The organism is Streptomyces polyasparticus, from assembly GCF_014493765.1.
In the GTDB taxonomy this organism is placed as follows: Bacteria; Actinomycetota; Actinomycetes; order Streptomycetales; family Streptomycetaceae; genus Streptomyces; species Streptomyces polyasparticus.
Genome location: NZ_JACTVJ010000029.1, coordinates 1 through 22,946 on the forward strand (window position 1 = coordinate 1; position 22,946 = coordinate 22,946).

The following is a 22,946-nucleotide window of genomic DNA, read 5'->3' on the forward strand; positions in this document are numbered from 1 at the left end:
TCCGGCGAGCCGTCGGAGAGCAGCCATCCGAGCCCTACGAGAACGCGGTGCAACGCGACTACCTGGAGCAGCACGGCTCCCGCTCCCCCGCCCAGAGGACCGACCTGCTCGCCGCGAACCTCGCCGACTACCGAGCCCTCGTGCACCGCACCGACAGCGCGGGACTGCCCACGCTGCTCGGCCGGCTGCTCGACGGCCGGCGCAGCGTCGTCGTCCCGGACGGACTGCCCGAAGGCTGGCTGGCCGACACCCGCGCGGAGCTGCTGCCCGACCGCGCCGACGACACCCCGTACGTCCTCGACTCCGTCGACAGCATCGTGACCGGCTGCGCCCTGGCGATCGCCGAAACCGGCACCATCGTCCTCGATGGCGGCCCCGGACAGGGGCGCCGCCGCGTGACGCTGATCCCGGACCACCACGTCTGCGTCATCCAGGCACCGGACCAGATCGTCGACTCACTGCCCGAGGCGGTCGAACTCCTCGACCCCGTACGCCCGTTGACGTGGATCTCGGGACCGTCCGCGACCAGCGACATCGAGCTGGACCGCGTGGAGGGCGTGCACGGTCCGCGCACGCTGGAGGTCGTACTGGTGCAGGAGGAGTAAGCGGGCAGCAGGAACGGTGCGGGCGCTCAGACCGTCCGCGTATACGTCCGGATCCGGTAGCGCAGCCCGGTCTTGGAGGACTGCCAGCCGCCGTCCTCGGCGGTCTGCCAGGTCGCGTCCACCTCGGGGGCGTACGTGTCGCCCTGCACCGTCACGTCGACCTCGGTCACCGAGAGCATCGAGGCGTACCCCAGGGCCGCCCGGTAGATCTCGCCGCCGCCCATGACCCAGACCGCTTCCGGGACCTCGGACTCGTAGGGTTTCGCGGCGAGTTCGAGGGCCTCGTCGAGGGACCCGGCGCGTTCCGCGCCCTCGGCCGCCCACTGCGGGTCGCGCGTGACCACGATGTTGCGCCTGCCGGTCAGCGGGCGGAAACGGGGCGGCAGCGAGTCCCATGTCTTGCGGCCCATCACCACGGGGTGGCCGAGGGTGGTCGCCTTGAAGTGCGCGAGGTCCTCGGGCAGCCGCCAGGGGATCGTGTTGCCCGCGCCGATCACACCGTCGAGCGCCTGCGCCCAGATCAGCCCGACCTTCAGCCCGGAGTTCGGCTCGGAACCCGGACCGGAATTCAGCCCAGTGCTCATACGGCGACCGGCGCCTTGATGGCCGGGTGGTGCCGGTAGTCGATCATCTCGACGTCGCCATAGGCGTAGTCGAACAGCGAGTCGGCCTGGCGCAGCTTCAGCCGTGGGAACTCGTACGCGGTGCGCGAGAGCTGCTCGGTGACCTGCTCGATGTGGTTGTCGTAGATATGGCAGTCGCCGCCGGTCCAGATGAAGTCGCCCGGTTCGAGGCCGGTCTGCTGGGCGACCATGTGCGTGAGGAGTGCGTAGCTCGCGATGTTGAACGGCACGCCGAGGAACAGGTCCGCGCTGCGCTGGTAGAGCTGGCAGGAGAGCTTGCCGTCGGCGACGTAGAACTGGAAGAACGCGTGGCACGGGGCGAGCGCCATCTTGGACAGCTCGGAGACGTTCCAGGCGGAGACGATCATCCGGCGGGAGTCCGGGTCGCGGCGCAGGGTCTCGAGGACCTCGCTGATCTGGTCGATGTGCCCGCCGTCGGGGGTGGGCCAGGAGCGCCACTGGGCGCCGTAGACCGGACCGAGATCGCCGTTCTCATCGGCCCACTCGTCCCAGATGGTCACGCCGTGCTCACGCAGCCAGCCGACGTTCGCATCGCCGCGCAGGAACCAAAGGAGCTCGTAGACGATCGACTTGAGATGCACCTTCTTGGTGGTGACCAGGGGGAATCCCTGCGAGAGGTCGTAACGCAACTGGTGCCCGAAGATGCTTCGGGTACCGGTGCCCGTCCGGTCGGCCTTGGCCGTTCCGGAGGTGAGTGCAAGCCGCAACAGGTCTTCGTACTGGGTGTCCGCCACAGCGGGCGAGTCTACTGTCCGCAAAGGCCTGGACGTGCGCAGGGTCCGCGTGCCGGGCGCTATCCGCAGACGTTGAGGCGGGCCACGAGCAGGGCGATGTCGTCCTCCTGGCCGTCGCCCTTCACCGCGGCGAGCACGTCGTCGAGGAAGGTCTCGAGCGGACCGTCCGCGGGCAGTCGTACGCCCCTGAGGCGCTCCAGGGACGTCGTGATGTCCTCGTCGCGGCGCTCGACGAGGCCGTCCGTGTACAGGAGCAGGACGCCGCCTTCGGGAAGAGGTGCCTGGTGGGCGCGGTAGGTGCCCATGCCCGTACCGAGCGGCGGTCCGACCGGGATCGGGCCCTGTACGGCGGATCCCGCGGGACAGAGCCCGAGCGGCGGCAGATGGCCGGCGTTCGCGTACGTCACCTGGGAGGTCTTGGGGTCGACGAGGGCCAGCAGACAGGTGGCCACGCGCTCGAAGCCGGACTCGGCCACCAGACGGTCGGCGTGCTTGAGGATCACGGCCGGCGCGAGCCCTGCATAGGCCAGGGCGCGCAGGCTGGAGCGGTAGTGGCTCATGGCGACGGCGGCCTCGACACCGTGCCCCATCACATCGCCGATGACCAGCAGGATGCGGCCCTCGGGCAGCGCGATCGCGTCGTACCAGTCGCCGCCGATCAGCGCCCGGTCGTCGGCGGGCAGATAGCGGGCGGCCGTCTCCATGCCGGGGTGCAGGATGCCGGGCGGGGTGAGCAGGGAGCGCTGGAGTTCCAGGGCCATGGCGTGCTCGTGGGAGAAACGCCGGGCCCGCTCCAGGGCGCTGCTCGCGCGGGCGGCGAGTTCGCGGGTGATGTCCGCGTCGTCCCGCGTGAAGGGTGGGCTGTCGTGGGCGCGGGCCAGGGTGAGCGTGCCCAGGAACGGACCGTCGGCGCCGGCCACGCTGAGCGGCACCACCAGCATGGAGTGCACGCGGGCGCCCATGTACGCGTCCGCGAGCTCGGGCTGTGCGGCGAGGGCGCGCCACTCGGGCGGCGAGATGCGGTTGCGCAGCCAGGGCCGCCCCGACTCCAGGCACTGCTGGATCGCGGAGCCCGGCTGATAGTCGACCAGGGTGCCCGGCAGCGCCGCCTTGCGCATCGCCTGCCGCAGGGCCGGGGCGGCGGCCAGGGCCATCCGGCGCAGCCGCAGGACACCGGCGGGCGGGCGGCGCTCGGGGACGGCGTCGCCCGGGCGCAGCGCCACCACGGCGGCGTCCGCGAGACCCGGCACCACGGCGTCGGCCAGTTCCTGGCAGGTGAGCTGCAGATCCGCGGTGGTGCCGATCTTCGGGGTCGCGGTGTCCAGGAGGTCGAGCCTGCGGTGGGAGCGTTTGAGGGCGCGCAGGTCCTGGCGCGGGCCGCTGACGTCGAGGCCGATGCCCACGATGCCGAGGACGCGCCCGTCGCGGTCTTCGAGGCGGTGGTATGTCGAACGCCACTCCCGATGCCGGTACGGGGAGTCGGCCAGGGTGCGGCCCCGGCCGATCAGCTGACGCGGCTTGCCGTCGGCGAGCACCCTGCGCAGCACGGTGTCCGAGCGGTACACGCCCGGCAGCACGTCGGTGAGGGTGCGACCCAGATGGGCCTCGGCCGGCAGGCCGTTCATGCGCGCCATGTGCGGATTGACGTAGAGGTAGCGCAGCTCGGTGTCGAGGACGGCCATACCCGCGGCCGCGCCCTCCACGATCGCGCGCAGGACCCGGTACTCACCGGCCAGGCGCCATGCGCCGGCCACGTCCGCCGCAGCCAGTACGGCCTCGCCGTCCAGCGAGATCAGCGGCCGCCGGGCGGCGGTACGCGCAGGCTCGGTGTCCAACGCCGAACCTCCTCGTCCTCGCCCACCGCTGCGGCAGGCCATGTGCCTCTCCATGCTGGGGTGCCCTCGGGGCATCCCGCATCCGCAGGCGGTGGCCGTGCCCGGCGGGCGGCCGCCGAGTGCGGGGGCGGGCTGTGGTCGGGTCAGCCCGCCCGGCACGAACGAGGTCAGTCCGCGCGGGCTGTGGTCAGGTCAGTCCGCCCGGCACGAACGAGGTCAGTCCGCGCGCCGGCCCCGTGAGCTGCCGCGCCACACGCTCTCGCCGATGTCGATCACACCGATCACGATCAGCACGATGCCGAGCGGCCGGCCTTCGAACCAGACGATCTCCTTGTCCGCGAAGAACGCGACGAGCACCAGACCGGCCACGACCAACGCGGCTCCGAGCGCCCTCTGCACAGCAGTCGACATGTTCCCCCGTCCCCCTCTGCTCCCCGTCACGGCCCGCACCGGCTCAACGGCCTTGAGCGGACGGTGACTTGACTCGGGTGATCGTACCGACGGGTGGTCGCCTTGGCATCAGCACGCCACGTACACACGACGCCGCAGGCCTCGCATCAGCCGATCGGCTGACCCCTTCGTCAACCGTCCCGCGCGCCACTGCGAGCCGGTACGTCGAGGGGGCGGGGGCGCTCGCCGATCGAGGATGGGTCTTGTCATCGGAACGGCCGCACAGGCCGGACCGCGAGACCCATCGAACTCAGGAGATTTCGGCGATGAAGCACGTCAAGAAGGTTTCCCGGCGTACGCGTGTGATGGCCGGCGGCGCGGTGGCCGTCGCGATCGCGGCGGGCGGGTTCGGCGTGTACTCCGCCGGCGCCGCCACCGAGGCCGCTCCGGCCGCCGCCGTCGCGGCGGACGCGGCCGACGGCAACCTGATCCAGACGAACCACCTCACCATCGAGGCCGCCGCGAAGGCCGCGGACGCCGCCCTGGACGAGGCCGAGAAGCAGAACCAGCGCGTCTCCATCGCCGTCGTCGACCGCAACGGCAACACCATCCTCACCATGCGTGGCGACGGTGCGGGCCCGCAGTCCTACGAGGCCGCCGAGAAGAAGGCGTTCACCGCCGTCTCCTGGAACGCCCCGACGTCCGAGCTGGTCAAGCGCCTGGAGTCCGCGCCGACCCTGAAGGACATCCCCGGCACCCTCTTCCTCGGTGGCGGCGCCCCCGTCGCCGCCAAGGGCGGCCCGATCGCCGGCATCGGTGTGGCCGGCGCCCCCTCCGGCGACATCGACGAGAAGATCGCCCAGGCCGGCGTCGCCGCACTGACCGGCTGACGCACCCCGCTTCCGGCGCGCCCGCCGCGCACCGCCCCGGTCCGTCCACCGGGTCGGTGGGTGCGGGACGCGCCGGACCGGACACCGACGGCGTGCGCGGTTCCCCCGCCGCCGCACGCCGTCGGTCACCTTTCGACCTCCGTCCGAGGAGCCCCACCATGTCCCCTGCCGATCAGGCCCTGCTCGCCGCCGTCCTCTCGGACGACCCCGCCGCCGTACGTGCGGCGCTCACCGACGGCGCCGACATCGAGCGCCGCGACGAGCACGGCCGTACGCCGCTCCTGATCGCCGCGGCGGACGACTGCGTGGCGGCGGCCGAGGCCCTGGTGGCCGCCGGCGCCGACCCGAACGCGCAGGACGAACGGTCGGACAGCCCCTGGCTGGTCACCGGTGTCACCGGCAGCGTCCGCATGATGCGCGCGCTGCTGCCCGCGAACCCCGACCTGAAGCTGGTCAACCGCTTCGGCGGCATCTCCCTGATCCCGGCGGCCGAGCGCGGCCATGTCGACTACGTACGGGCGGTGTTGCGCGAGACGGACATCGACGTGGACCACGTGAACCGGCTCGGCTGGACCGCCCTGCTCGAAGCGGTCATCCTCGGCGACGGCGGCCGTGCGCACCACGAGATCGTGGAACTCCTGATCACGGCGGGTGCCTCACCGGGCCTGACGGACAGCGAGGGCATGACGCCGCTCGAACACGCCGAGCGGCGCGGATTCGACGAGATCGCCGGACTGCTGAGGGCCGTACGGTGACGCGGCGCGACGCGAAGGTGTCCCGACTTCACGCGAAGGCGTCCCGCCGCAGGGCGCAGGGGCGCATCCCGCGCACGTTGTCCGCCGCGGCCGTCACGCTGACCGCCGCGGCCCTGCTCGCGAGCTGCTCCCAAGGTGAGTCCGAGGCCGATGCACCGACCACCCGCACCCCGTCGGCGGCGCCGACCGCCCAGGCGCCCGAAGCCTCCGACGGCGCCCGTGCCGAGACGCCCGAAGGGACGCTGCTCGTCGCGGACTTCGGCGCCGACACCGTCACCTTCGTCGACCCCGGCAAGGGCGCCATCGACTCCGTACAGGTCGGCACGGCTCCGTACGGTCTGACCGTCGGCGAGGACGGCAGGGCCTGGGTGGCCACGGCCGAGGGCGTCGCGGTGGTCGACACAGATCAGCGCAAGCGCCTCGCGCTCATCCCGTACGAGACGGGGAACCTCGGCGAGGCGACGGGCGGCGAGTACCGCGGCGGCGGCATGGGCATCGCGCTCGCGCCCGACGGCGACCGGGTCTACGTGGGCGTCAACGTCCCCGGCGGCAACGGCACGGTGGAGGCGATCGACACCCGCAGCCTGAAGGTCACCGGCACCGCGGATGTCGGACGCCGCCCCTTCGACGTGGATGTCTCGCGCGACGGCTCGCAGGTGTACGCGACCGACCACGACTCCTTCGATGTCACGGTGGTCGACCCCGACTCCATGGACACGCGCCGGATCGAGGTCGCCCCGTACGGCACCGAGGGCGGTCTGGGTTCCTGGCTGAAGCCGCACTACACGGCGGTACGGCCGTCCGACGGGAAACTGCTCCTGCCGTTCGAGGGCGAGCGCCTTGTCGTGGTCGACCCCGACACGGGCAGGTCCACGATCGAGCGGATGACCGCGAACACCCACCAGCACGGCGTCCAGATCACCGAGGACGGCACACTCCTCGCCGTCGGCACGGGACCGATCGACCCGAGCACCGACGAGGGCCCCTCCCTGACGGTCCGGGCCCCGGACGGCAAGGAGAAGGTCATCCCGCTCGACGGCCCGCACGAGGACGTCGCGGTCTCGGCAGACGGCGACACCGCGTATGTCACGGGCGGCTTCACCCGCGACGGCTACTGGAACGGCATCACGGTCGTCGACCTCGACAGCGGCGATACGCGCCGACTGGCGGCCGGCGAGCGGCCGTTGGGCATCGCCGTTCTCTGACGCCGGCGGTGCGGAGGGTTCAGGAACCGCAGGGGTGCGGAGGACGCCCGCCCAAGTCCCGGCGGGGGCTTGGGCGGGCGGCGGCCCGTCGGTCCCTGAGTCTCGCCCAAAGCGGGCGGCGGCCCGTCGGTCCTTGAGGGTCGCCCAACAGGGGCGCCTGCTAATCCGCGAGCAGCGGCCCGAAGGTCGTCGCCGCCAGTTCCTCGGCGCGGGCGTGACCGATGATCTCCCCCGGCACGTCCGGATGCGCCGCACTCCAGGCCCTCGCCGTATCAGGCCCGCTGAAGAACCCCACCGTCTGACAGCAGACCTCCGCCGCGGTGCCACCGCCGGGCTTCATCCCGGCGAAGACGACCGCGCTCGGCGGCTCCCATGTCAGCTTGCCCGCACGCGAGTTCACGGTCACCGGCGCACCGTTCACCGGGTCCGTCGAGGTGATCGTGAGGTCGCGGCCGAGCATGGACGGGATGCCCAGCGCGTCGATGGCGCACATCGACCAGACCTCGACCTCGTCGATCCGTACGCGGTGCACAGTGGGCGCAGCCGAGAAGGGATACGCGGCGCGGATGCCGCCCGCGTCGTCCAGCGTGAGGAAGTCCTCGCGCGCCAGCTCGGCCAGAACGTCACGGGCACTGCGCCCATGAGCGGCGGCCACCGCCGCCAACTCGGCCTCTCCGGGCGCACGGCCGGTCTCGGCGAAGTGCCGCAGCACCGCCTGGTGCACCGCCCGCAGCCCTCGCTCGGCCGGCGCGGCGCGCCCCTTCCCGCCCCGGCCGACCAAGGCGGACAGACCGCTGTCGCAGCAGTCACAGCCCCCGGACAGGGCTGCCCGCAAAGCCTCCACGCCCGGCGCATGGTCGACCGTCCCGTCGGCGCCCCGATAGAGCCGACAGGACAGACTCGACTCCGCTCCCTGGGCCTCTGTGTGATCCGCAAAGGGATCCACACCGTCGACGAGGATGGTGGGCGACCCTGCCATCCCCAGCGCCCTGGCCTCCTCCTCGTCCCGCACTTCGACCGTCTCCATCGACACCTCGTTCGTGTTCGCCTTCTCCTGCGCCAGTCCGGCCAGCGCGGCGGCGATCCGCTCGCGCGCCGGCCGCTCGCCGGGACACCCGGGAACCACCAGCAGCCTGATCCTCATCTCCCCGTCCCTTCCGTCGACTTCGCCCAGCCGGGGACGACTTCGCCCTGCTGCGGGCGACTTCACCCTGTCGGAGACGCTAGACCTTCCAGTGCACTGGAAGGTCAAGGGCATAGCCTGGACGTATGCGTATCGGCGACCTCGCGGCCCGCAGCGGACTCACCACCAAGACCATCCGCTTCTACGAACAGGTCGGTCTGCTGCCTGAACCCCCGCGCACCTCCGGCGGATACCGCGACTACCCGGACGAGGCCGCGACCCGCCTGGCCTTCGTCCGCGAGGCCCAGGGTGCCGGGCTCACGCTCGCCGAGATCCGCTCGATCCTCACGCTGCGCGACAGCGGCCAGGTGCCGTGCGCCCAGGTCACCCACCTGATCACCGAACACCTGGCGGACATCGAAGCCCGCCTGCGCGAACTGTGCCGCACCCGCGACACTTTGCGCACCCTCGCCACCCGCGCCGCGGAGACCGACCCATCGGAATGCGCCGAGGCAGGCACCTGCACCATCCTCACCCCCGCCCCTTGACCGAATGCCTTCCATCCGGCGCCAACAGGTCAACTTCCTGTGCCAGGCCAGCGAGTTGGCGCTCCACCGCACCGATTGACCCAGGTGCGAGGTACGCCCACGCTCTCCTACCGTGTCCCGGGGCACCGGCCGAGGGGATCTGCGATGAGCATGTACTTCGACATCGGCGACGAGACGTTGTGGAACCCGTCGAACGGTGCCGGGCGCCTCTTCCTCAAGCAGGTCGAGGTCTTCGAGGCCGAGCTCGGGCCGGCCTCGGGAATCGGCCAGGGCAAGTATTGGGGCGACCCCGACACACTCGCGATCGATCCGGAGCTGTACGCGGAGTTCACCCGCAGCCTCGTCGACTGGCACTGCCGGACGGGGCACTCCGTGATCCTCGCGCTCTCCGAGGGGTTCGTGGCCACAGCCCTGGCGCTCGCGCGGCGCGCGGGGATCGAGGTGGAGATGCCCGAGCCGCAATCCGGCCATGTATGTGGTGGCGTCGCGCACGACGTGCAGGTGCCGGGCGTTCCCCGGACCGGGACCGTCGCCGCCGCGCTGGACACCCGGGCGCGGGAGATGGACCGGGGCATGGCCCGCTGAGAAACCCGCTGGAAGAGCGAACTCTCCCCGTGCTTGCATGGCTTCATGGTGTCGTCCGACCGTTTGCTCGCCTTCGCGGCCATGTCGTTCCTGCTGATCGTGATCCCCGGTCCCAGCGTCCTGTTCGTGATCGGGCGTGCGCTTGCGCAGGGGCGCCGCGCCGCACTGACCACGGTCGTGGGGAACACGATCGGCGCCTATGTGCTCATCGTGGCCGTGGCGTTCGGCGTCGGGTCGGTGGTGGAACGCTCGGTGCTCGTGTTCACCGTGCTGAAGCTGGCCGGCGCCGCCTACTTGGTGTACCTCGGCGTCAAGGCATGGCGCGAACGCCGTTCGCTGCATGCCGCGGTCACGGGTACGGGGGCTGCGCAGGGTGGCCGACGCACCTTCTGGGAGGGGTTCGCGGTCGGTGTGACGAACCCCAAGACCATCGTGTTCTTCGCCGCCGTGCTGCCGCAGTTCGTCGACCGCGGGCAGGGACATGTCGCGGCTCAGATGCTGGTGCTCGGCCTGGTCTTCAACATCATCGCTGTCGCTTCCGACATGGCGTGGGGCCTCGTCGCGGCCACCGCTCGTGACTGGTTCGCCCGTTCACCGCAGCGGCTCTCCCTGGTCGGCGGAATCGGTGGGCTCACCATGATCGGACTCGGTGTCACCGTCGCCACGACCGGCCGGAAGGACTGACTCGCCCCGGCCGACCACAAGTCCGCAGATGCCGGTTGTCAGCGGCGGGACGTACGGTACGCAGGCAGGAGCGTTGAAGGGGAGATCATGGGCGACTGGTTCCAGACGATCGTCGACACCGAGGCCACGCCGCAGGAGGCGCAGGGGCTCGCGACGAGTGTCCTCGACTGGCTGATCGCGGACGGCTTCGTCTCGGCGGAACGTACGGACTGCGTCCTCGGCGCCGACGCCGGGCACGCGCCAGGGCCGCGTTACGGCGAAGCCGTCGAAGAGCTGGATCCCCACCTGATCAATCTGTGGAGCAACGGCCTGCATGTCACCGTGGAGCGCACGGTCTTCGACGCCGGTCAGGGCGAGCCCTCGGCCGTCACCTGCCCGCACTGCGCGGCGGAGTTGCCGCTCGTCGACCAGTACTGGTCACCCATCGACGAGAACTGGGACCGGTTCAGCGACGCGGTGAACTCCTGGCCCGACGGGGACGACGAGCCCGTCGCGTGCCCGTCATGCGACCGGACCGCTCCCGTGCACACGTGGATCTGGGCCGACGACTGCTTCGCGTTCGGCCATCTCGGCCTCACGTTCTGGAACTGGCCCGCACTCCGCCGGGAGTTCGTCGCGGACATCGCACGCCGTCTGGGCGGCCACCGCACCGTACTCCTCGCGGGCAAGCTCTGACGGTGCCACCCGTGCCGAGTCTGCTGCCCCTGGTGTCAGGCTCCCCGCCGGGCGACGACGGCCTCGGCGACGCTGAGAGCCTGTCTTTGAACCCCCGCCTGCGACCCGACGCCCGGCACGCGCTCTCGGCGGACTGCGCACGTCCGAAGACGTAGGTCAGTTGGTGGGCGAGGTCAGGGTGGCCGTCGTCGAGGATGCGCGTGTGCAGCCTGCCGGCCGGGCCTTGCATCCCTGAAGGGCTCTGCGGTGCGAGAGGGAGAGCCTTGGCGGGGGTGTGGACCATGTACATGCTGCCGCGTCACCGGCCGTGTAGACAGTGCCCTGACGACACAGACGGGACCACAGCGCGTCCCACCCCGGGTCCTGCAGGTCGGGGCCGACAGCTTCGAGGAGCGCCGGAACGTCTTGGGCGCTCCCGTAGGCGTGGTGAAGCTGGGACCAGTCCGTCATAGGGCTGATCCAAGCAAACGGCTCGACGTCGGTCGCCCCCGGGCTACCTGTCGCGATCGGGGGCCCTCAGGCCGAATCGGAGGGCGAGGCGGTCGGCCATCACGGACGCGGGGACTGACCCGTCGATCGTGATCGTGGGGAGGTCGTGGAGCTCGGCCTGCCTGCGGACCTCGCGGTCCCAGTGCGCGTCGCGTACCAGCCGTTTGGCGAATGTGGCCGCCGGATCCTCGTTGCCCCAGTTGCCCCGGGCGCGGGAGCGGTCGGTATAGCGGGTGGCGAGTGCGTTCTCTCTGAACTCGGCTGTGGGGAGCAGGAATACGGCCTGGTGCGTCCATCGCAGCAGAGGTGCGATGTGCTCCGGCAGGACACCGAAGTAGTCGACCAGAACAATGCGGTCGCCGGAGAAGCCGAGGAGGTCCTCGACAAGGAAGCCGACGGTCTCACCGTGGAGACCGGGCATGCTCTCGAACACCTGCTGTCCGGTGCGTTCGCGCCACATGGCTCCGGGCGGCAGGTCCCGCAGTGCGGTGAAGTGAGGGTGTCGTTGCGGTGTGCTGCGCTCCAGCCAGGCGTGTTCCGCCCGGTCGCCGTCGTAGACCTCGACGTTGTGTCGCTCGGCCAGTAATCGGGTCAGCGTGCTCTTGCCGCCGGCCGTACCGCCGGCGATCCAGCGCACATGAGCGAGTCGGTCCGCGAGGCCCTGACGGGGCTCGGCGTCCGAGGAGGCGAAGGTCATGGCCACCATGGTGACGGTCGCGCAGGCGGCCTTCCAGGTGCTCCCCCTTTGCACGCAGCCGACTTCACGCGCGCCTCACGCCGAAGGGGCCTAAGTCCCGTCGCTCCCAGGCCCATCGACAGGGCCGGTGCTCCCCGCCTGCACCGCTTGACCCAAGCTTGACCGAATCCAGCGAATCGGATGAAAAGTGCAATTTAGGCTTACCTCAGAAACGTCCCCAAGCGCGTCCCCGGACACGCCTCCGGACACGTCTCCAGGAAGGCCAGGCCCCAGTGACCCTTCGCGGCTGCGCCCCCGGCACCCACGCCCGGATCCGGCGGATCACCACCGACGCACAGGACCGGCTGCGCCTCGCCGAACTCGGGTTCGTGCGCGGGGCGGAGGTCAGGGTGGTCGGCCGCGGGGCGACCGGCGGGCTGCTGCTCGCGCTGGGGGACGCGAGGGTCGCGGTCGACGACGCCACCGCACACGCCGTCAGCATCGAGCCGGTGAACGATCCGATGAACGAGCCGGTGATCGAGCCGCTCACCGATCCCGTACGGGCGGCCCCCCATGCCTGACACCCGCACCCCCACACCCACCACCACCCCCCTCATCACCCCCACCTGCAGCCCCACCCCCGAGAACACCCGCACCCCCGGCGCCCCCGTAGTCGCCCTCGTCGGCAACCCCAATGTCGGCAAGTCGACCCTGTTCAACGCCCTCACGGGCGCCCGCCAGCACGTGGGCAACTGGCCCGGCAAGACCGTCCAGGTCGCCCGCGGCACCTGGCGCCCTGCGGACGGTGCGCCGGTCGATCTGGTCGATCTCCCCGGCACGTACAGCCTGGTCCCCCGCTCCCCGGACGAGGAGCTCACCCGCGACCTCCTCGTCGACCCGGGCGCCGAAGGCCGCCCGGACCTGGTGGTGGTGACCGCCGACGCGGCCAATCTGGCGCGAAATCTGTATCTGCTCGCCGAGATCCTGGAGACCGGGGTGCGCTGCGTGGTCGCCCTGACCATGACGGATGTGGCGCGCGGCCGCGGGATCACGGTCGACGAGGCGGCCCTGGCAGGGGAGTTGGGCGTGCCGGTGATCCCCGTGGTGCCGCGCAGGCGCCAGGGGCTGGCCGCTCTCGCCGACGCCGTACGGCAGGAGCTCGACGCGCACCGCCCCGCACGCCCCCTCCACCTGGACGTGCCCCAGGACGACGACCCCGAACTGGCAGCCGCCGAAGCGCGGTACGCGTGGGTGCACGAGGTCCTCGCAGTGGTACGCATACAGCGCGCGGGCGCCGGGCTCACCCTCTCCGACCGGGTGGACCGGGTTCTGACCTCCCGCTGGTTCGGCATTCCGGCGTTCCTCGCCGCCATGTGGTGTGTGTTCACGGCCACGACGACGCTCGCGAAACCTCTGCAGGACGGACTCGGGGCGTTCATGGACGGCCCGGTCACCGATGCGGCCTCCGGTGCGCTGTCGGGCGCGCCGGACTGGCTGCGCGGGCTCCTGGTGGACGGACTGATCGGCGGCGTCGGGCAGTTGCTGACCTTCGTCCCCCTGATGGTCATCATGTTCGTGCTGCTCGCGCTGCTCGAGGACTCCGGCTACATGGCCCGCGCTGCGTTCGTCGTGGACCGCCTCATGCGCCGGCTCGGGCTGCCCGGCCGCGCGTTCCTGCCGATCATCGTGGGCTTCGGCTGCAATGTGCCGGCGCTCGCGGGTCTTCGCATTCTCGGCAACCGGCGCCAGCGGCTGCTCGTCGGCATGATCATCCCGTATGTCTCGTGCAGTGCGCGCCTGACCGTGTACGTGCTGTTCGCGGCGGTCTTCTTCGGGAGCACCGCGGGCACCGTGGTCTTCGCGATGTATCTGCTCTCGGTACTGCTCGTGGTCGGGATCGGGATGCTGCTCCGCAAGACGCTCTTCCGTGAACTGAACGGCGAAGCCCTGGTGTTGGAGCTGCCGCCGTACCGCCTGCCCACCCTGCGCGTGGTCGGCACGCAGACCTGGCAGAAGCTCGCCGGGTTCCTGAAGACCGCCGCCGGGGTCATCGTCGCCACGGTCACCGCGGTGTGGCTGCTCTCGGCGATTCCGCTGGGGGCCGCGTCCGGTACCTCGTTCGGCGAGGCGCCGATCGAGCACAGCGTGTTCGGTGCGATGTCCCGGGCCGCGGCCCCGGCCTTCGCACCGGCCGGTTTCGACAACTGGCACGCGGCCGCCGCGCTCGGCACCGGCTTCGTCGCGAAGGAGGCGGTGGTGGCGACCGTCGCCCAGACCTACAGCGCGGACGAGCCCGAGGGCCCCGACCACGCCGGCGAACTCGGCACGCGTCTGCACGAGACCTTCGAGCAGAGCTCCGGCGGCCATCCGCTGCCCGCGGTCCTGGCCTTCTTGGTGTTCCTGCTCGCGTACACCCCCTGCATGGCCACGATCGCCACCCAGTGGCACGAGATGGGCGGCCGGATGACGCTCCTGTCCACCGGCATCCAACTGGCCGTCGCCTGGCTGCTCGCGATCGCCGTGTTCCAGATCGGGAGCCTGTGGTGGTGAACGGGACCGTCAGCCCGCTGCGCCGCATCCTCGTCGAGATCCACCGCGGCGGCTCCCTGGAGGACGTGGCGGCCCGGATCGGCGTCGCACCGGACGAGGCCGCCGCGATGGTCGACTACTGGGTGGGCCGCGGGGTGCTCACCCGCGAGGCCGTCTCCGGCGGCTGCCCACCGGCCGGATGCGGCGGCTGCACGCTGCGCGCTTCCTGTACGTCACCAGGGCTGACGCGTAAGCCGTCAGGGCCCCCGGGTACGTCACCAGGGCTCACCGGCCGTCCGCTGCTGCACACGATCAGGCCGGCCGACGCGCCAGGGCCCTGACACGACCCTTACTTTCCCTCATTCTTCCCTGACAACTGTCAGGAATCTTTGACGCGTTCACCGCTCGGCTGCACGGTGGAATGGACCGGGCCGCCGAGCGGCAACTCGACGGCCCGTGCACGACATGAGCAATCCGCGCGGACGATGCGACTCGATGCGCGCGGACTTCCCCAGCGTATGGAGAGCAGGTTTCACCATGCCCAGTCCTGCACTGTCCACTGTAACCGTCGACTCCGCCGCCTATACGGTCACGATCGCGGACACCCCTGAACAGGTGCGCGCCGCCCAGCGGTTGCGCCATGACGTCTTCGGCAGCGAGCTCGGCGCGCGCCTTCACTCGCCGGAACCGGGCCTGGACATCGACGAGTTCGACGCCGTGGCCGACCACCTGATCGTCACCGAGACCGGCAGCGGCGAGGTCGTCGGCACGTACCGGCTGATACCGCCGGGCCGCGGCGCGCGGCTCTATTCGGAGAGCGAGTTCGATCTCGCGGCACTCGCCCCGATCCGCCCGCACCTCGTCGAGGCGGGCCGCTCCTGCGTCCACCCCGACCACCGCACCGGCGCCGTGATCAATCTGCTGTGGTCGGCGCTCGCCCGCTACGTACTGCTCTCCGGCCACGAATACCTCGCGGGCTGCGCCTCCGTACCGCTGGACGACGGCGGCCGCGCCGCCACCAGCGCCTGGCTGCTCGGCACCGCCAAGCACGCCGCGCCCGCCGATCTGCGGGTCCACCCGCACCGGCCGTGGCAGCCCGCGGGTCCGCTGGGCGGCACCCCGTCGTACGCGGATCTGCCGCCGCTGCTCCGCGGCTACCTGCGGCTCGGCGCGTGGATGTGCGGGGCCCCGGCGCACGACCCGGAGTTCGGCGTCGCCGACTTCTACGTCCTGCTGCCGATGGTCAACGTGAGCGACCGCTACCGGCGCTACTTCCTCGGCGAGGGACGGTGAACGCCTGGGCGGTGCAGTCTCCCTGCACCACCGGCTGCGTCGAGCACCGGACCGGCCCGGTGTCCGCGCGCACGGCGCTGCGCCGCCATACGGACTTCACCGCGATCATCGCGGGCACCGCGGCCCACCGCCACACCCTCACCGATCCGCAGGCGCTGCGCCTGCGCGCCCGCCACCTCCTGGCCGCCCTCGACATCCGACGGCGGGGCGGCGAGGGCGAGTTGAGCGTCCCCGGCCGCACGGGCACGCTGATCGTCGCCAACCACATCTCCTGGCTCGACGTGATCGCCCTGCTCGCCCGCGAACCGGTCACGCTGATCGCCAAGCGCGAGGTCGCCGGCTGGCCCGTGGTCGGCACCCTGGCCCGCCGCGCCGGCACCTGCTTCATCGAACGCGACGCCGTGCGGCGCCTGCCGCACCAGGTCGCCCTGGTCCGCGAGATGCTCCTCGCCGGCCGCTCGGTGGCCGTCTTCCCGCAGGCCACGACGTGGTGCTCCGAGTACGGCGGTACGTTCCGCCGCGCCATGTTCCAGGCCGCCGTGGACGCCAAGGCGCCGGTGCGGCCCGTCACCCTCGGCTACCGGCAGCACGGGACGCCGACGACGGTGGCCGCGTTCGTCGGCGACGACGGTTTCCTGCCCTCGCTCCACCGGGTGGCGCGGGCGGACGGACTGACCGTGCGGGTCGACACGCACGAGCCGCTCCTGCCGGGTCCCCGCTGGGACCGGCGGACCCTGGCCCATGCGGCGCAGCAGGCGGTGCTCGGCGACGCGACCGCCGCGGCCCTGCCGTCCTTCTCCCCCGCCGCCCATGCTTGACCAGTACGTCCAGACCCTGCAGCAGCTGCTCGACTCCCCCTGGCTCTGGTTCGCCATCTTCCTGACCGCTTCGCTCGACGCCCTGCTCCCCTTCATGCCGAGCGAGACGACGGTGATCACCGCCGCCGTCCTCATCGGCCCCGACCCCGGTCGACTCACTCTGCTCACCGTGCTCGCCGCCGTCGGCGCCTTCGCGGGCGACGTCGGCGGCCATCTCCTCGGCCGCCGTGCGGGCCCCCGCCTCATCCCCCTGCTGCTGCGCGGCGAGCGGGGCCGCCGCCGGTACGCATGGGCCCGCTCGGCCGTCGCACGGCACGGCCCGCTCCTGATCGTGGCGGGCCGCTATGTACCCGGCGGCCGCGTCGCGGTCGGCCTGACCACCGGCGCGCTGCGCTATCCGCTGCGCCGCTTCCTCGCCTGCGAAGCGCTCGGTACGGCGCTGTGGGCGGTCCTCGCCGTCTGTGCGGGCGCGCTCGGCGGTGCGGCCTTCGCGGACCGTCCGCTGTACGGGCTCGCACTGTCCTTCGGCCTGGTCACAGCGCTGACCCTCGTCCTCGAGTGCGTCCGCCGGCGCCGGACACCGACTGGCTCCGTACGACGACGTGCCCCAGCCCTCCCCGTACAGCCGAATGGCGCAGCCCCCGAAGCGCCCGGGCCGCGGCCTGCCGCCCGTCCGCAGCCGCCCGGTTCGCCCGGATTGTCGACTCGCGTGAGGATGTGAGCACGACTGGCCTCACCTCCCGCGCGCGGCGCGCTGCGGGCGGCAGGAGTCCCCGTCGCCCGCGCACGGCAGGGAGAACGCATTGACCGGCACTGAGGTGGACACCCCGGCTACCCCGGCCGACGCCTCCGCGCGCGGCCGTTTCCGCGCCTGGCTCCTGGGTGGCCTCACCGCAGAGACCGCCCAGCACGCGGGACCGCACGGCACACCGCCCTCCGAGCACCGCGGCCACAAGTGGTGGCGGGTCATGTGCCTCACCGGCGTGGACTACTTCTCCACGCTCGGCTACCAGCCGGGCATCGCGGCCCTGGCCGCCGGTCTGCTCTCGCCGCTGGCGACGGTCGTCCTGATCGGGCTGACGCTGCTCGGCGCCCTGCCGGTCTACCGGCGTGTGGCCAAGGAGTCGCCGCACGGCGAGGGCTCGATCCGGATGCTGGAGCGGCTGCTCTCCTGGTGGTCGGGGAAGATCTTCGTCCTGATCCTGCTCGGGTTCGCGGCCACCGACTTCATCATCACCATCACTCTGTCGGCGGCCGACGCCGCGGCCCACGTGGAGGAGAACCCGTTCGCCCCGCAGTGGCTGGACGGGGAGCACACCTGGATCACGCTGTTCCTGATCGCGCTGCTCGGCGCGGTGTTCCTCAAGGGGTTCCGTGAGGCCATCGGCGTCGCCGTGGTCCTCGTCGGCGTCTATCTGGCGCTCAACGTGGTGGTGCTCGCGACCGCGGTCTTCAAGGTGGTCACGGAGCCCGTGCAGATCGACAACTGGTGGGACATGGCCACCGCCGAGCACTCCTCGCCCTGGGTGATGATCGGCGTCGCGGTCCTCGTGTTCCCGAAGCTGGCCCTCGGTATGTCCGGCTTCGAGACCGGTGTCGCGGTGATGCCGCAGGTCAAGGGCGGCAAGGACGATACGTACGAGAATCCCGCGGGCCGGATCCGCGGCACCCGCAAGCTGCTCACGACCGCGGCCGTGATCATGAGTTGCTTCCTGCTGCTCTCCAGCCTGGCGACCACGATCCTGATCCCGCAGGAGGAGTTCAAGAAGGGCGGCGAGGCCAACGGGAGGGCGCTGGCCTTCCTCGCGCACGAGAACCTGGGCGAGGTGTTCGGCACCGTCTACGACGTCTCGACGATCGCCATCCTGTGGTTCGCGGGCGCCTCCGCGCTCGCCGGGCTGCTCAACCTGGTGCCCCGCTATCTGCCGCGCTACGGCATGGCCCCGCAGTGGACGCTCGCCGTGCGCCCGCTGGTCCTGATCTTCATGGCGATCGCGGTGTTCATCACGCTGTGGTTCAACGCCGACGTCGACGCCCAGAGCGGCGCGTATGCGACCGGCGTCCTCGTCCTGATGCTGTCGGCGGCCTTCGCCTGTACCGCGGCGGCCCGCAAGGCCGGTGAGCGCAAGGGGATGATCGGCTTCGGCGTGATCACCGCCGTGCTCGCGTACACCCTGATCGACAACGTCGTGGAGCGGCCGGACGGCATCCGGATCGCGGCGCTGTTCATCCTCGCGATCCTGATCAGCTCGCTCGCCTCGCGCATCCACCGCGCGTTCGAACTGCGGGCCGCGACGGTGACCTTCGACGCGAAGGCACAGCAGCTCATCGACGAGGCGGCCGCGATGGGCGGTCCGCTGCGGATCATCGCCAACGAGCCGCAGGAGCACAGCACGGTCGAGTACCGCGAGAAGGAGTACACGCAGCGCGAGGCCACGTTCATCCCGGGCGGGCGCCCCGTGCTCTTCCTCGAGGTGTTCATCCGCGACTCCTCGGAATTCACGGCCGATCTGGACGTGCACGGCGACGAGAAGCACGGCGCACGCCGGCTGCGCGTCGAGTCATCCGTCGTGCCGAACGCGATCGCGGCGGTGCTGCTCGCGCTGCGCGACCGTACGGGCGAGGTGCCGCACGCGTACTTCAACTGGACCGAGGGCCACCCGGTCAGCCATCTCCTGCGCTTCCTGGTCTTCGGTGACGGCGAGGTCGCCCCGGTCACGCGCGAGGTGCTGCGCCGCGCGGAGCCGAACAGGGAACGGCGGCCGCGCGTGCACGTCGGCTGACCTACGGGACCCAGCCCGCCGTCCCCCGCACGATCCGGGCGGCCGCACGCGACAGCGGCAGCAGGCCGTCCGTGTCGACCTTGTCGAGAGTGTCGGCGGAGTCGACCAGATACATGGGTGCGCTCAGGAAGTGCACAAGCCGTACGCCTTCGGGATGGAAGAAGGCACCGTCCGTGGGCGGCATCGGGGAGAAGACATCGGGCTTGAGGATGTGCGAACGCCGCAGCCGCTCGGCGGTGATGCTCTCGTGCACGAGCTGTTCGAGGGGCGCCTCCTGGGTGGTGAACCACCAGCGCGCCTCGGGATCGGCGGTCGGCTTCAGACCGCCGTCCTGCGGTACGCAGCGCAGGGCCGCGTGTTCGAGATGCATCTGCAGGACGACGTCCGGCAGCAGCGCCCGGTGGGCTTCGAGGAACGCGCGGGTGCCGGCGGCGTGCGCCATGTGGCCCGCGGTGAGCAGGAACAGCAGGTTGTGCGGCCGCTCTTCACGCGGGACCTGGGACCAGTGGCGCGCGGCGGCCAGGACCAGTGCGATCCCCGTGCCGTCCTCCACGGCGGAGGCCCAGGGCGCATCATGATGCGAGGCGATGATCACCCAGTGGTCGGACGCACCGGGCAGCGTGGCCACGACGTTGTGGCTCAGCGCGTCGGTCAGCCGGGAGCTGGTGGTGAGCGTGCCGGTGCACGGGCCCTTGTCCATGAGACCGAGGACCCGGCGGGTGTCGGAGGGCCGCAGCCACAGTCCGGGGATGGGCCGCTCGACGGCGTCGTACGGCACGTAGTAGTCGCGCGTCTCCCAGGGGAAGGCCAACGCCCCTACGTATCCGGCCGACTTGGCGGCGAGCGCCGGCTCCACCACCTGGTTGAGCCGGGGCCCGAACGGCAGGGTCTGCACCAGGGTGTCGAAGACGCCTTCCGGGTCGTACGAGGAGGTCGCGAGCGAGCGCACGTACGACTGGGGCAGTTCGGTGAGCCGCAGCTCGTCGACGGCGAGGGCGCCGGGGTGGGCGGGTGCGTCGGCGAGGCGGACCAGGGGTGCGGTGGTGCCGCGGCTGGGTGCGGTGAACGGCAGCGGGAAGCCCTGCACGCGCAACTCACCGCAGCCCACGGCGTCTTGTCCGTCGCGGCGGACGGTGAGCTCGGCCGAGCGGGGCAGCCAGCGGGGCACCGGCACGGGTTCGAGCTCCACGTCGAGTCCGAACGAGCGCAGCTTGCGTGCCGCCCACTGCTCGGTCCAGGTGTCCGCCGGGTAGCCGGGGCGGCGGATGCCGCGGGCCACGATCGTACGGATCCAGTCCATCATCTCGTCGGTGCCCGGCCACTGGCTCATGAGGTCTACTCGACCCCCAGGCCTTCCACGACGACCGCGCCGGGCAGTTCGGCGAACGCCTTGCCGGGGACGATCAGCTTGCCGCGCCGGCGTCCGCTGCCGATCAGGACGTACGGGGTGTCGACAACGGCCGCGTCCACCAACAGGGGCCAGTCGGCGGGCAGTCCGATCGGGGTGATGCCGCCGTACTCCATTCCGGTCTCGCCAGTCGCGAGGTCCATCGGCGCGAACGAGGCCTTGCGGGCGCCGAGTTGGCGTCGCACCACACCGTTGACGTCGACGCGTGTACGGGACAGGACCACGCACGCCGCCAGGGAGCTCTCGCCGCCGCGCTTGCCCGCGACCACGACGCAGTTGGCGGACTCGTCCAGAAGGCTCGCGCCGTAGTGCTCCACGAACACGGCCGTGTCGGCGATCGCCGGATCGGTGTCCACGTACAGGAACTGCTCGGCGGGCACGGTGCCGCGCCAGTGCCGTACGGCGTCGGCGACGGGGGCGGTCAGCTCGTCGAGGCAGTCGGGGGCGGGCCGGGCGTTGTCGAAATTTCCGATCGGTGCGCGCATGACGGCAAGTTAACAGTCGCCTGCGTACGGAGGTCAGTTGGCCGGGGGGATCTGCACGGCCATGGTCATCTCGACCGGGGCGTCGCCGTCGTTGCGGTAGGCGTGCGCGACGTTGGCCTCGAAGGAGACGGAGGATCCGGCGGGCACGGGGTATGTGGTGCCGTCGACCATCAGGGTCAGCTCGCCCGCGGTGACATGGATGAGTTCGACGGTGCCGGACGGGTGCGGATCGGACGAGCTCTCGTCGCCGGGCATGAGCAGCCAGTCCCACAGCTCGAACGGGCCGCGCACCTCGGTGCCGACGAGCAGCTTGGTGTGGCTGCCCGCGTCCGTGGACCACATCCGTACGACCTGGTCCTCGGGCACGATCCGTACCTGCGGGCCCTGTTCGTAGTCGAGCAGGGTGGTGATGGAGACGCCGAGCGCGTCGGCCAGCTTGACCGTGGTGCCGACGCTCGGGTTCGTACGCGCCTGCTCGATCTGGATGATCATGCCGCGGCTGACGCCGGCGCGGGCGGCCAGCGCGTCGAGCGTGTAGCCCCGCTCCCCGCGCCAGCGCTTGAGGTTGCGCGCGAGCGACTGGGTGAGCTGATCGAGATCCGACATTCCCGTCCCTAATCCGCGGTCGCGGCCACCCCATCGCACCGGCAGTCCAATATTTTGACTGACAGAGTCCATTGGACTGCACTACGGTGTGGTGCACCGAATCGTTCAACACACTGTACTGCGAGGTTGCGTCATGACCGCACTGTTCGCCCTGGCCACCAGCCTGCTCTGGGGTCTCGCCGACTTCGGCGGCGGACTGCTGACCCGACGCATCCCCGCCCTGACGGTGGTGGTCGCCTCGCAGACGATCGCGGTCGTGGTGCTCGGCGCGGTCGTCATCGCCACCGGCGGCTGGAGCGAGTGGGGGCCGCAGCTGTGGTTCGCGGTCGCGGCCGGACTCGTCGGCCCGGTCGCGATGCTCTCCTTCTACAAGGCCCTCGCGCTCGGCCCGATGGGCGTCGTCTCGCCGCTGGGTTCGGTGGGAGTCGCGGTGCCGGTAGGCGTCGGGCTCGTGCTCGGCGAACGGCCCGGACTCCTCCAGTACGGGGGCATCGCGGTCGCCGTCGTCGGCATCGTCCTCGCGGGCGGGCCCCAGTTCCGTGGCGCTCCAGTCCAACGGCAGGCACTCTTCCTGACCTTGCTCGCCGCCTTCGGCTTCGGAGCCGTGATGGCCCTGATCGCCGAGGCCTCGACCACACTGACCGGACTCTTCCTCGCACTGTTCGTCCAGCGGGTCGCGAACGTCGCGGCCGGCGGCACCGCCCTGTACGTCGCGCACCGGCGGGGCATGGAGGTCCTTCCGCACGGCGAGGGCACCCGGGTGCTGCGGTCGGCACTGCCCGCCCTGGCCTTCGTGGGCCTGGCGGACGTGGCCGCCAACGGCACCTACTCGATCGCCGCACAGAACGGCCCGGTGACCGTCGCGGCCGTACTCGCCTCGCTCTACCCGGTGATCACCGCACTCGCCGCGCGCGGAGTGCTGAAGGAGCGACTGCGGGCGGTGCAGGCGGCGGGGGCGGGGCTTGCGCTGGTGGGGACGGTGATGTTGGCGAGTGGGTGACCGGGCCGGGACGGTGCTGTCGGCGAGCGGTTGACCAGCTGAGACGCTGCTGCCGGCGGGTAGTTGACCAGACGGGGCGGCGCTGCCGGCGAGCGGTTGAACAGCTGAGACGCTGCTGCCGGCGGGTAGTTGACCAGCCGGGACGACGCTGCCGGCAGGCAGTGGGACGCCGTGCCCGCGAGCAGG

Annotated in this window: 25 protein-coding genes; 16 read left to right on the forward strand and 9 right to left on the reverse strand. The window is 71.4% G+C overall.

From position 1 onward, the window contains the following. On the forward strand, nucleotides 1–605 hold a 605-nt coding region (locus tag H9Y04_RS39900), incomplete at its 5' end, for a LutC/YkgG family protein (RefSeq protein WP_187819141.1). 26 nt (nucleotides 606–631) lie between these two features. Here the strand turns inward: H9Y04_RS39900 and H9Y04_RS39905 are convergent. The 4 genes from H9Y04_RS39905 to H9Y04_RS39920 form a co-directional block, all read right to left on the reverse strand. After that, entirely contained in the window at nucleotides 632–1,141 is a 510-nt protein-coding gene (locus tag H9Y04_RS39905; protein ID WP_306660220.1) for a dihydrofolate reductase, read from the reverse strand. Nucleotides 1,142–1,185: 44 nt separating this feature from the next. Then, nucleotides 1,186–1,983 (reverse strand): thymidylate synthase, encoded by a 798-nt coding sequence (locus tag H9Y04_RS39910; protein ID WP_187819143.1) that lies wholly within the window; start codon nucleotides 1,981–1,983, stop codon nucleotides 1,186–1,188. Between the two features lie 59 nt (nucleotides 1,984–2,042). Next, nucleotides 2,043–3,818 (reverse strand): SpoIIE family protein phosphatase, encoded by a 1,776-nt coding sequence (locus tag H9Y04_RS39915; RefSeq protein WP_236072025.1) that lies wholly within the window; start codon nucleotides 3,816–3,818, stop codon nucleotides 2,043–2,045. Nucleotides 3,819–4,034: 216 nt separating this feature from the next. Beyond that, nucleotides 4,035–4,229: a hypothetical protein gene (locus H9Y04_RS39920; RefSeq protein WP_187819145.1), complete on the reverse strand. Its 195-nt coding sequence runs from the start codon at nucleotides 4,227–4,229 to the stop codon at nucleotides 4,035–4,037. Nucleotides 4,230–4,534: 305 nt separating this feature from the next. Between H9Y04_RS39920 and H9Y04_RS39925 the strand changes: the two genes are divergently transcribed. The 3 genes from H9Y04_RS39925 to H9Y04_RS39935 all read left to right on the forward strand — a co-directional run bounded on the left by H9Y04_RS39925 (nucleotide 4,535) and on the right by H9Y04_RS39935 (nucleotide 7,058). Further along, entirely contained in the window at nucleotides 4,535–5,098 is a 564-nt protein-coding gene (locus tag H9Y04_RS39925; RefSeq protein WP_187819146.1) for a GlcG/HbpS family heme-binding protein, read from the forward strand. 158 nt (nucleotides 5,099–5,256) lie between these two features. Further along, complete coding sequence (locus H9Y04_RS39930; RefSeq protein ID WP_187819147.1) at nucleotides 5,257–5,853, forward strand: ankyrin repeat domain-containing protein; 597 nt, start codon at nucleotides 5,257–5,259, stop codon at nucleotides 5,851–5,853. Next, complete coding sequence (locus tag H9Y04_RS39935; protein ID WP_438818210.1) at nucleotides 5,850–7,058, forward strand: YncE family protein; 1,209 nt, start codon at nucleotides 5,850–5,852, stop codon at nucleotides 7,056–7,058. Before H9Y04_RS39930 ends, H9Y04_RS39935 begins: the two co-directional genes overlap by 4 nt. Nucleotides 7,059–7,218: 160 nt before the next feature. Here the strand turns inward: H9Y04_RS39935 and H9Y04_RS39940 are convergent, their stop codons facing one another. Continuing rightward, nucleotides 7,219–8,202, reverse strand: coding sequence for an alkylmercury lyase family protein (locus H9Y04_RS39940; protein WP_187819148.1), 984 nt, complete (start codon nucleotides 8,200–8,202; stop codon nucleotides 7,219–7,221). 125 nt (nucleotides 8,203–8,327) lie between these two features. On the opposite strand from H9Y04_RS39940, the gene H9Y04_RS39945 reads away from it, so the two are divergent. From H9Y04_RS39945 to H9Y04_RS39960, 4 genes are all read left to right on the forward strand, one after another. Next, the gene (locus tag H9Y04_RS39945) at nucleotides 8,328–8,729 is read left to right on the forward strand and encodes a heavy metal-responsive transcriptional regulator (protein ID WP_187819149.1); all 402 of its coding nucleotides are present in this window, start codon (nucleotides 8,328–8,330) and stop codon (nucleotides 8,727–8,729) included. A 144-nt stretch (nucleotides 8,730–8,873) separates the two neighbouring features. After that, nucleotides 8,874–9,314, forward strand: a complete 441-nt coding sequence (locus tag H9Y04_RS39950; RefSeq protein WP_187819150.1) for a DUF6086 family protein — start codon at nucleotides 8,874–8,876, stop codon at nucleotides 9,312–9,314. Nucleotides 9,315–9,359: 45 nt separating this feature from the next. Further along, complete coding sequence (locus H9Y04_RS39955) at nucleotides 9,360–9,998, forward strand: LysE family translocator (protein ID WP_187819151.1); 639 nt, start codon at nucleotides 9,360–9,362, stop codon at nucleotides 9,996–9,998. An 87-nt stretch (nucleotides 9,999–10,085) separates the two neighbouring features. Continuing rightward, nucleotides 10,086–10,673, forward strand: a complete 588-nt coding sequence (locus H9Y04_RS39960; RefSeq protein WP_187819152.1) for a hypothetical protein — start codon at nucleotides 10,086–10,088, stop codon at nucleotides 10,671–10,673. Between the two features lie 493 nt (nucleotides 10,674–11,166). Here H9Y04_RS39960 and H9Y04_RS39965 read toward each other — a convergent pair whose 3' ends face one another. Beyond that, on the reverse strand, nucleotides 11,167–11,859 hold the full coding sequence (locus H9Y04_RS39965; RefSeq protein ID WP_187819153.1) for a hypothetical protein: 693 nt from the start codon (nucleotides 11,857–11,859) through the stop codon (nucleotides 11,167–11,169). A gap of 272 nt (nucleotides 11,860–12,131) precedes the next feature. On the opposite strand from H9Y04_RS39965, the gene H9Y04_RS39970 reads away from it, so the two are divergent. The 7 genes from H9Y04_RS39970 (at nucleotide 12,132) to H9Y04_RS40000 (ending at nucleotide 19,261) form a co-directional block, all read left to right on the forward strand. Further along, entirely contained in the window at nucleotides 12,132–12,419 is a 288-nt protein-coding gene (locus tag H9Y04_RS39970) for a FeoA family protein (protein WP_187819154.1), read from the forward strand. After that, nucleotides 12,412–14,388 carry a ferrous iron transport protein B gene (feoB, locus tag H9Y04_RS39975; RefSeq protein WP_187819155.1) on the forward strand — a complete coding sequence of 659 codons (1,977 nt, stop codon included), beginning with the start codon at nucleotides 12,412–12,414 and terminating at the stop codon, nucleotides 14,386–14,388. Before H9Y04_RS39970 ends, feoB begins: the two co-directional genes overlap by 8 nt. Next, complete coding sequence (locus H9Y04_RS39980; RefSeq protein WP_187819156.1) at nucleotides 14,385–14,708, forward strand: FeoC-like transcriptional regulator; 324 nt, start codon at nucleotides 14,385–14,387, stop codon at nucleotides 14,706–14,708. The genes feoB and H9Y04_RS39980 overlap by 4 nt, the downstream gene beginning before the upstream one ends. Nucleotides 14,709–14,904: 196 nt before the next feature. Beyond that, nucleotides 14,905–15,660, forward strand: a complete 756-nt coding sequence (locus tag H9Y04_RS39985; protein WP_187819157.1) for a GNAT family N-acetyltransferase — start codon at nucleotides 14,905–14,907, stop codon at nucleotides 15,658–15,660. Nucleotides 15,661–15,671: 11 nt separating this feature from the next. Next, nucleotides 15,672–16,478: a lysophospholipid acyltransferase family protein gene (locus tag H9Y04_RS39990; protein WP_308801831.1), complete on the forward strand. Its 807-nt coding sequence runs from the start codon at nucleotides 15,672–15,674 to the stop codon at nucleotides 16,476–16,478. Beyond that, nucleotides 16,471–17,199, forward strand: a complete 729-nt coding sequence (locus tag H9Y04_RS39995) for a DedA family protein (RefSeq protein ID WP_187819159.1) — start codon at nucleotides 16,471–16,473, stop codon at nucleotides 17,197–17,199. Before H9Y04_RS39990 ends, H9Y04_RS39995 begins: the two co-directional genes overlap by 8 nt. Before the next feature lie 82 nt (nucleotides 17,200–17,281). Further along, complete coding sequence (locus H9Y04_RS40000; protein ID WP_187819160.1) at nucleotides 17,282–19,261, forward strand: APC family permease; 1,980 nt, start codon at nucleotides 17,282–17,284, stop codon at nucleotides 19,259–19,261. Nucleotide 19,262: 1 nt separating this feature from the next. Here H9Y04_RS40000 and H9Y04_RS40005 read toward each other — a convergent pair whose 3' ends face one another. From H9Y04_RS40005 to H9Y04_RS40015, 3 genes are read right to left on the reverse strand one after another with little or no spacing between them, the layout of a single operon-like run. After that, nucleotides 19,263–20,591: a M28 family peptidase gene (locus tag H9Y04_RS40005; RefSeq protein WP_187819161.1), complete on the reverse strand. Its 1,329-nt coding sequence runs from the start codon at nucleotides 20,589–20,591 to the stop codon at nucleotides 19,263–19,265. A gap of 5 nt (nucleotides 20,592–20,596) precedes the next feature. Next, nucleotides 20,597–21,154, reverse strand: a complete 558-nt coding sequence (locus H9Y04_RS40010; RefSeq protein WP_187819162.1) for a YbaK/EbsC family protein — start codon at nucleotides 21,152–21,154, stop codon at nucleotides 20,597–20,599. 33 nt (nucleotides 21,155–21,187) lie between these two features. Next, nucleotides 21,188–21,760, reverse strand: a complete 573-nt coding sequence (locus H9Y04_RS40015) for a helix-turn-helix domain-containing protein (RefSeq protein WP_187819163.1) — start codon at nucleotides 21,758–21,760, stop codon at nucleotides 21,188–21,190. 133 nt (nucleotides 21,761–21,893) lie between these two features. Between H9Y04_RS40015 and H9Y04_RS40020 the strand changes: the two genes are divergently transcribed. Next, complete coding sequence (locus H9Y04_RS40020) at nucleotides 21,894–22,760, forward strand: DMT family transporter (protein ID WP_187819164.1); 867 nt, start codon at nucleotides 21,894–21,896, stop codon at nucleotides 22,758–22,760. Nucleotides 22,761–22,946 lie beyond the last annotated feature (186 nt).

What these genes read in the sequence shown, in the direction of transcription:
- H9Y04_RS39920 (WP_187819145.1), bottom strand. Translation starts at nt 4,229, where the DNA reads ATGTCGACTGCTGTGCAGAGGGCGCTCGGAGCCGCGTTGGTCGTGGCC.
- H9Y04_RS39925 (WP_187819146.1), top strand. Translation starts at nt 4,535, where the DNA reads ATGAAGCACGTCAAGAAGGTTTCCCGGCGTACGCGTGTGATGGCCGGC.
- H9Y04_RS39930 (WP_187819147.1), top strand. Translation starts at nt 5,257, where the DNA reads ATGTCCCCTGCCGATCAGGCCCTGCTCGCCGCCGTCCTCTCGGACGAC.
- H9Y04_RS39940 (WP_187819148.1), bottom strand. Translation starts at nt 8,202, where the DNA reads ATGAGGATCAGGCTGCTGGTGGTTCCCGGGTGTCCCGGCGAGCGGCCG.
- H9Y04_RS39945 (WP_187819149.1), top strand. Translation starts at nt 8,328, where the DNA reads ATGCGTATCGGCGACCTCGCGGCCCGCAGCGGACTCACCACCAAGACC.
- H9Y04_RS39950 (WP_187819150.1), top strand. Translation starts at nt 8,874, where the DNA reads ATGAGCATGTACTTCGACATCGGCGACGAGACGTTGTGGAACCCGTCG.
- H9Y04_RS39955 (WP_187819151.1), top strand. Translation starts at nt 9,360, where the DNA reads ATGGTGTCGTCCGACCGTTTGCTCGCCTTCGCGGCCATGTCGTTCCTG.
- H9Y04_RS39960 (WP_187819152.1), top strand. Translation starts at nt 10,086, where the DNA reads ATGGGCGACTGGTTCCAGACGATCGTCGACACCGAGGCCACGCCGCAG.
- H9Y04_RS39965 (WP_187819153.1), bottom strand. Translation starts at nt 11,859, where the DNA reads ATGACCTTCGCCTCCTCGGACGCCGAGCCCCGTCAGGGCCTCGCGGAC.
- feoB (WP_187819155.1), top strand. Translation starts at nt 12,412, where the DNA reads ATGCCTGACACCCGCACCCCCACACCCACCACCACCCCCCTCATCACC.
- H9Y04_RS39985 (WP_187819157.1), top strand. Translation starts at nt 14,905, where the DNA reads ATGCCCAGTCCTGCACTGTCCACTGTAACCGTCGACTCCGCCGCCTAT.
- H9Y04_RS39995 (WP_187819159.1), top strand. Translation starts at nt 16,471, where the DNA reads ATGCTTGACCAGTACGTCCAGACCCTGCAGCAGCTGCTCGACTCCCCC.
- H9Y04_RS40005 (WP_187819161.1), bottom strand. Translation starts at nt 20,591, where the DNA reads ATGAGCCAGTGGCCGGGCACCGACGAGATGATGGACTGGATCCGTACG.
- H9Y04_RS40010 (WP_187819162.1), bottom strand. Translation starts at nt 21,154, where the DNA reads ATGCGCGCACCGATCGGAAATTTCGACAACGCCCGGCCCGCCCCCGAC.
- H9Y04_RS40015 (WP_187819163.1), bottom strand. Translation starts at nt 21,760, where the DNA reads ATGTCGGATCTCGATCAGCTCACCCAGTCGCTCGCGCGCAACCTCAAG.
- H9Y04_RS40020 (WP_187819164.1), top strand. Translation starts at nt 21,894, where the DNA reads ATGACCGCACTGTTCGCCCTGGCCACCAGCCTGCTCTGGGGTCTCGCC.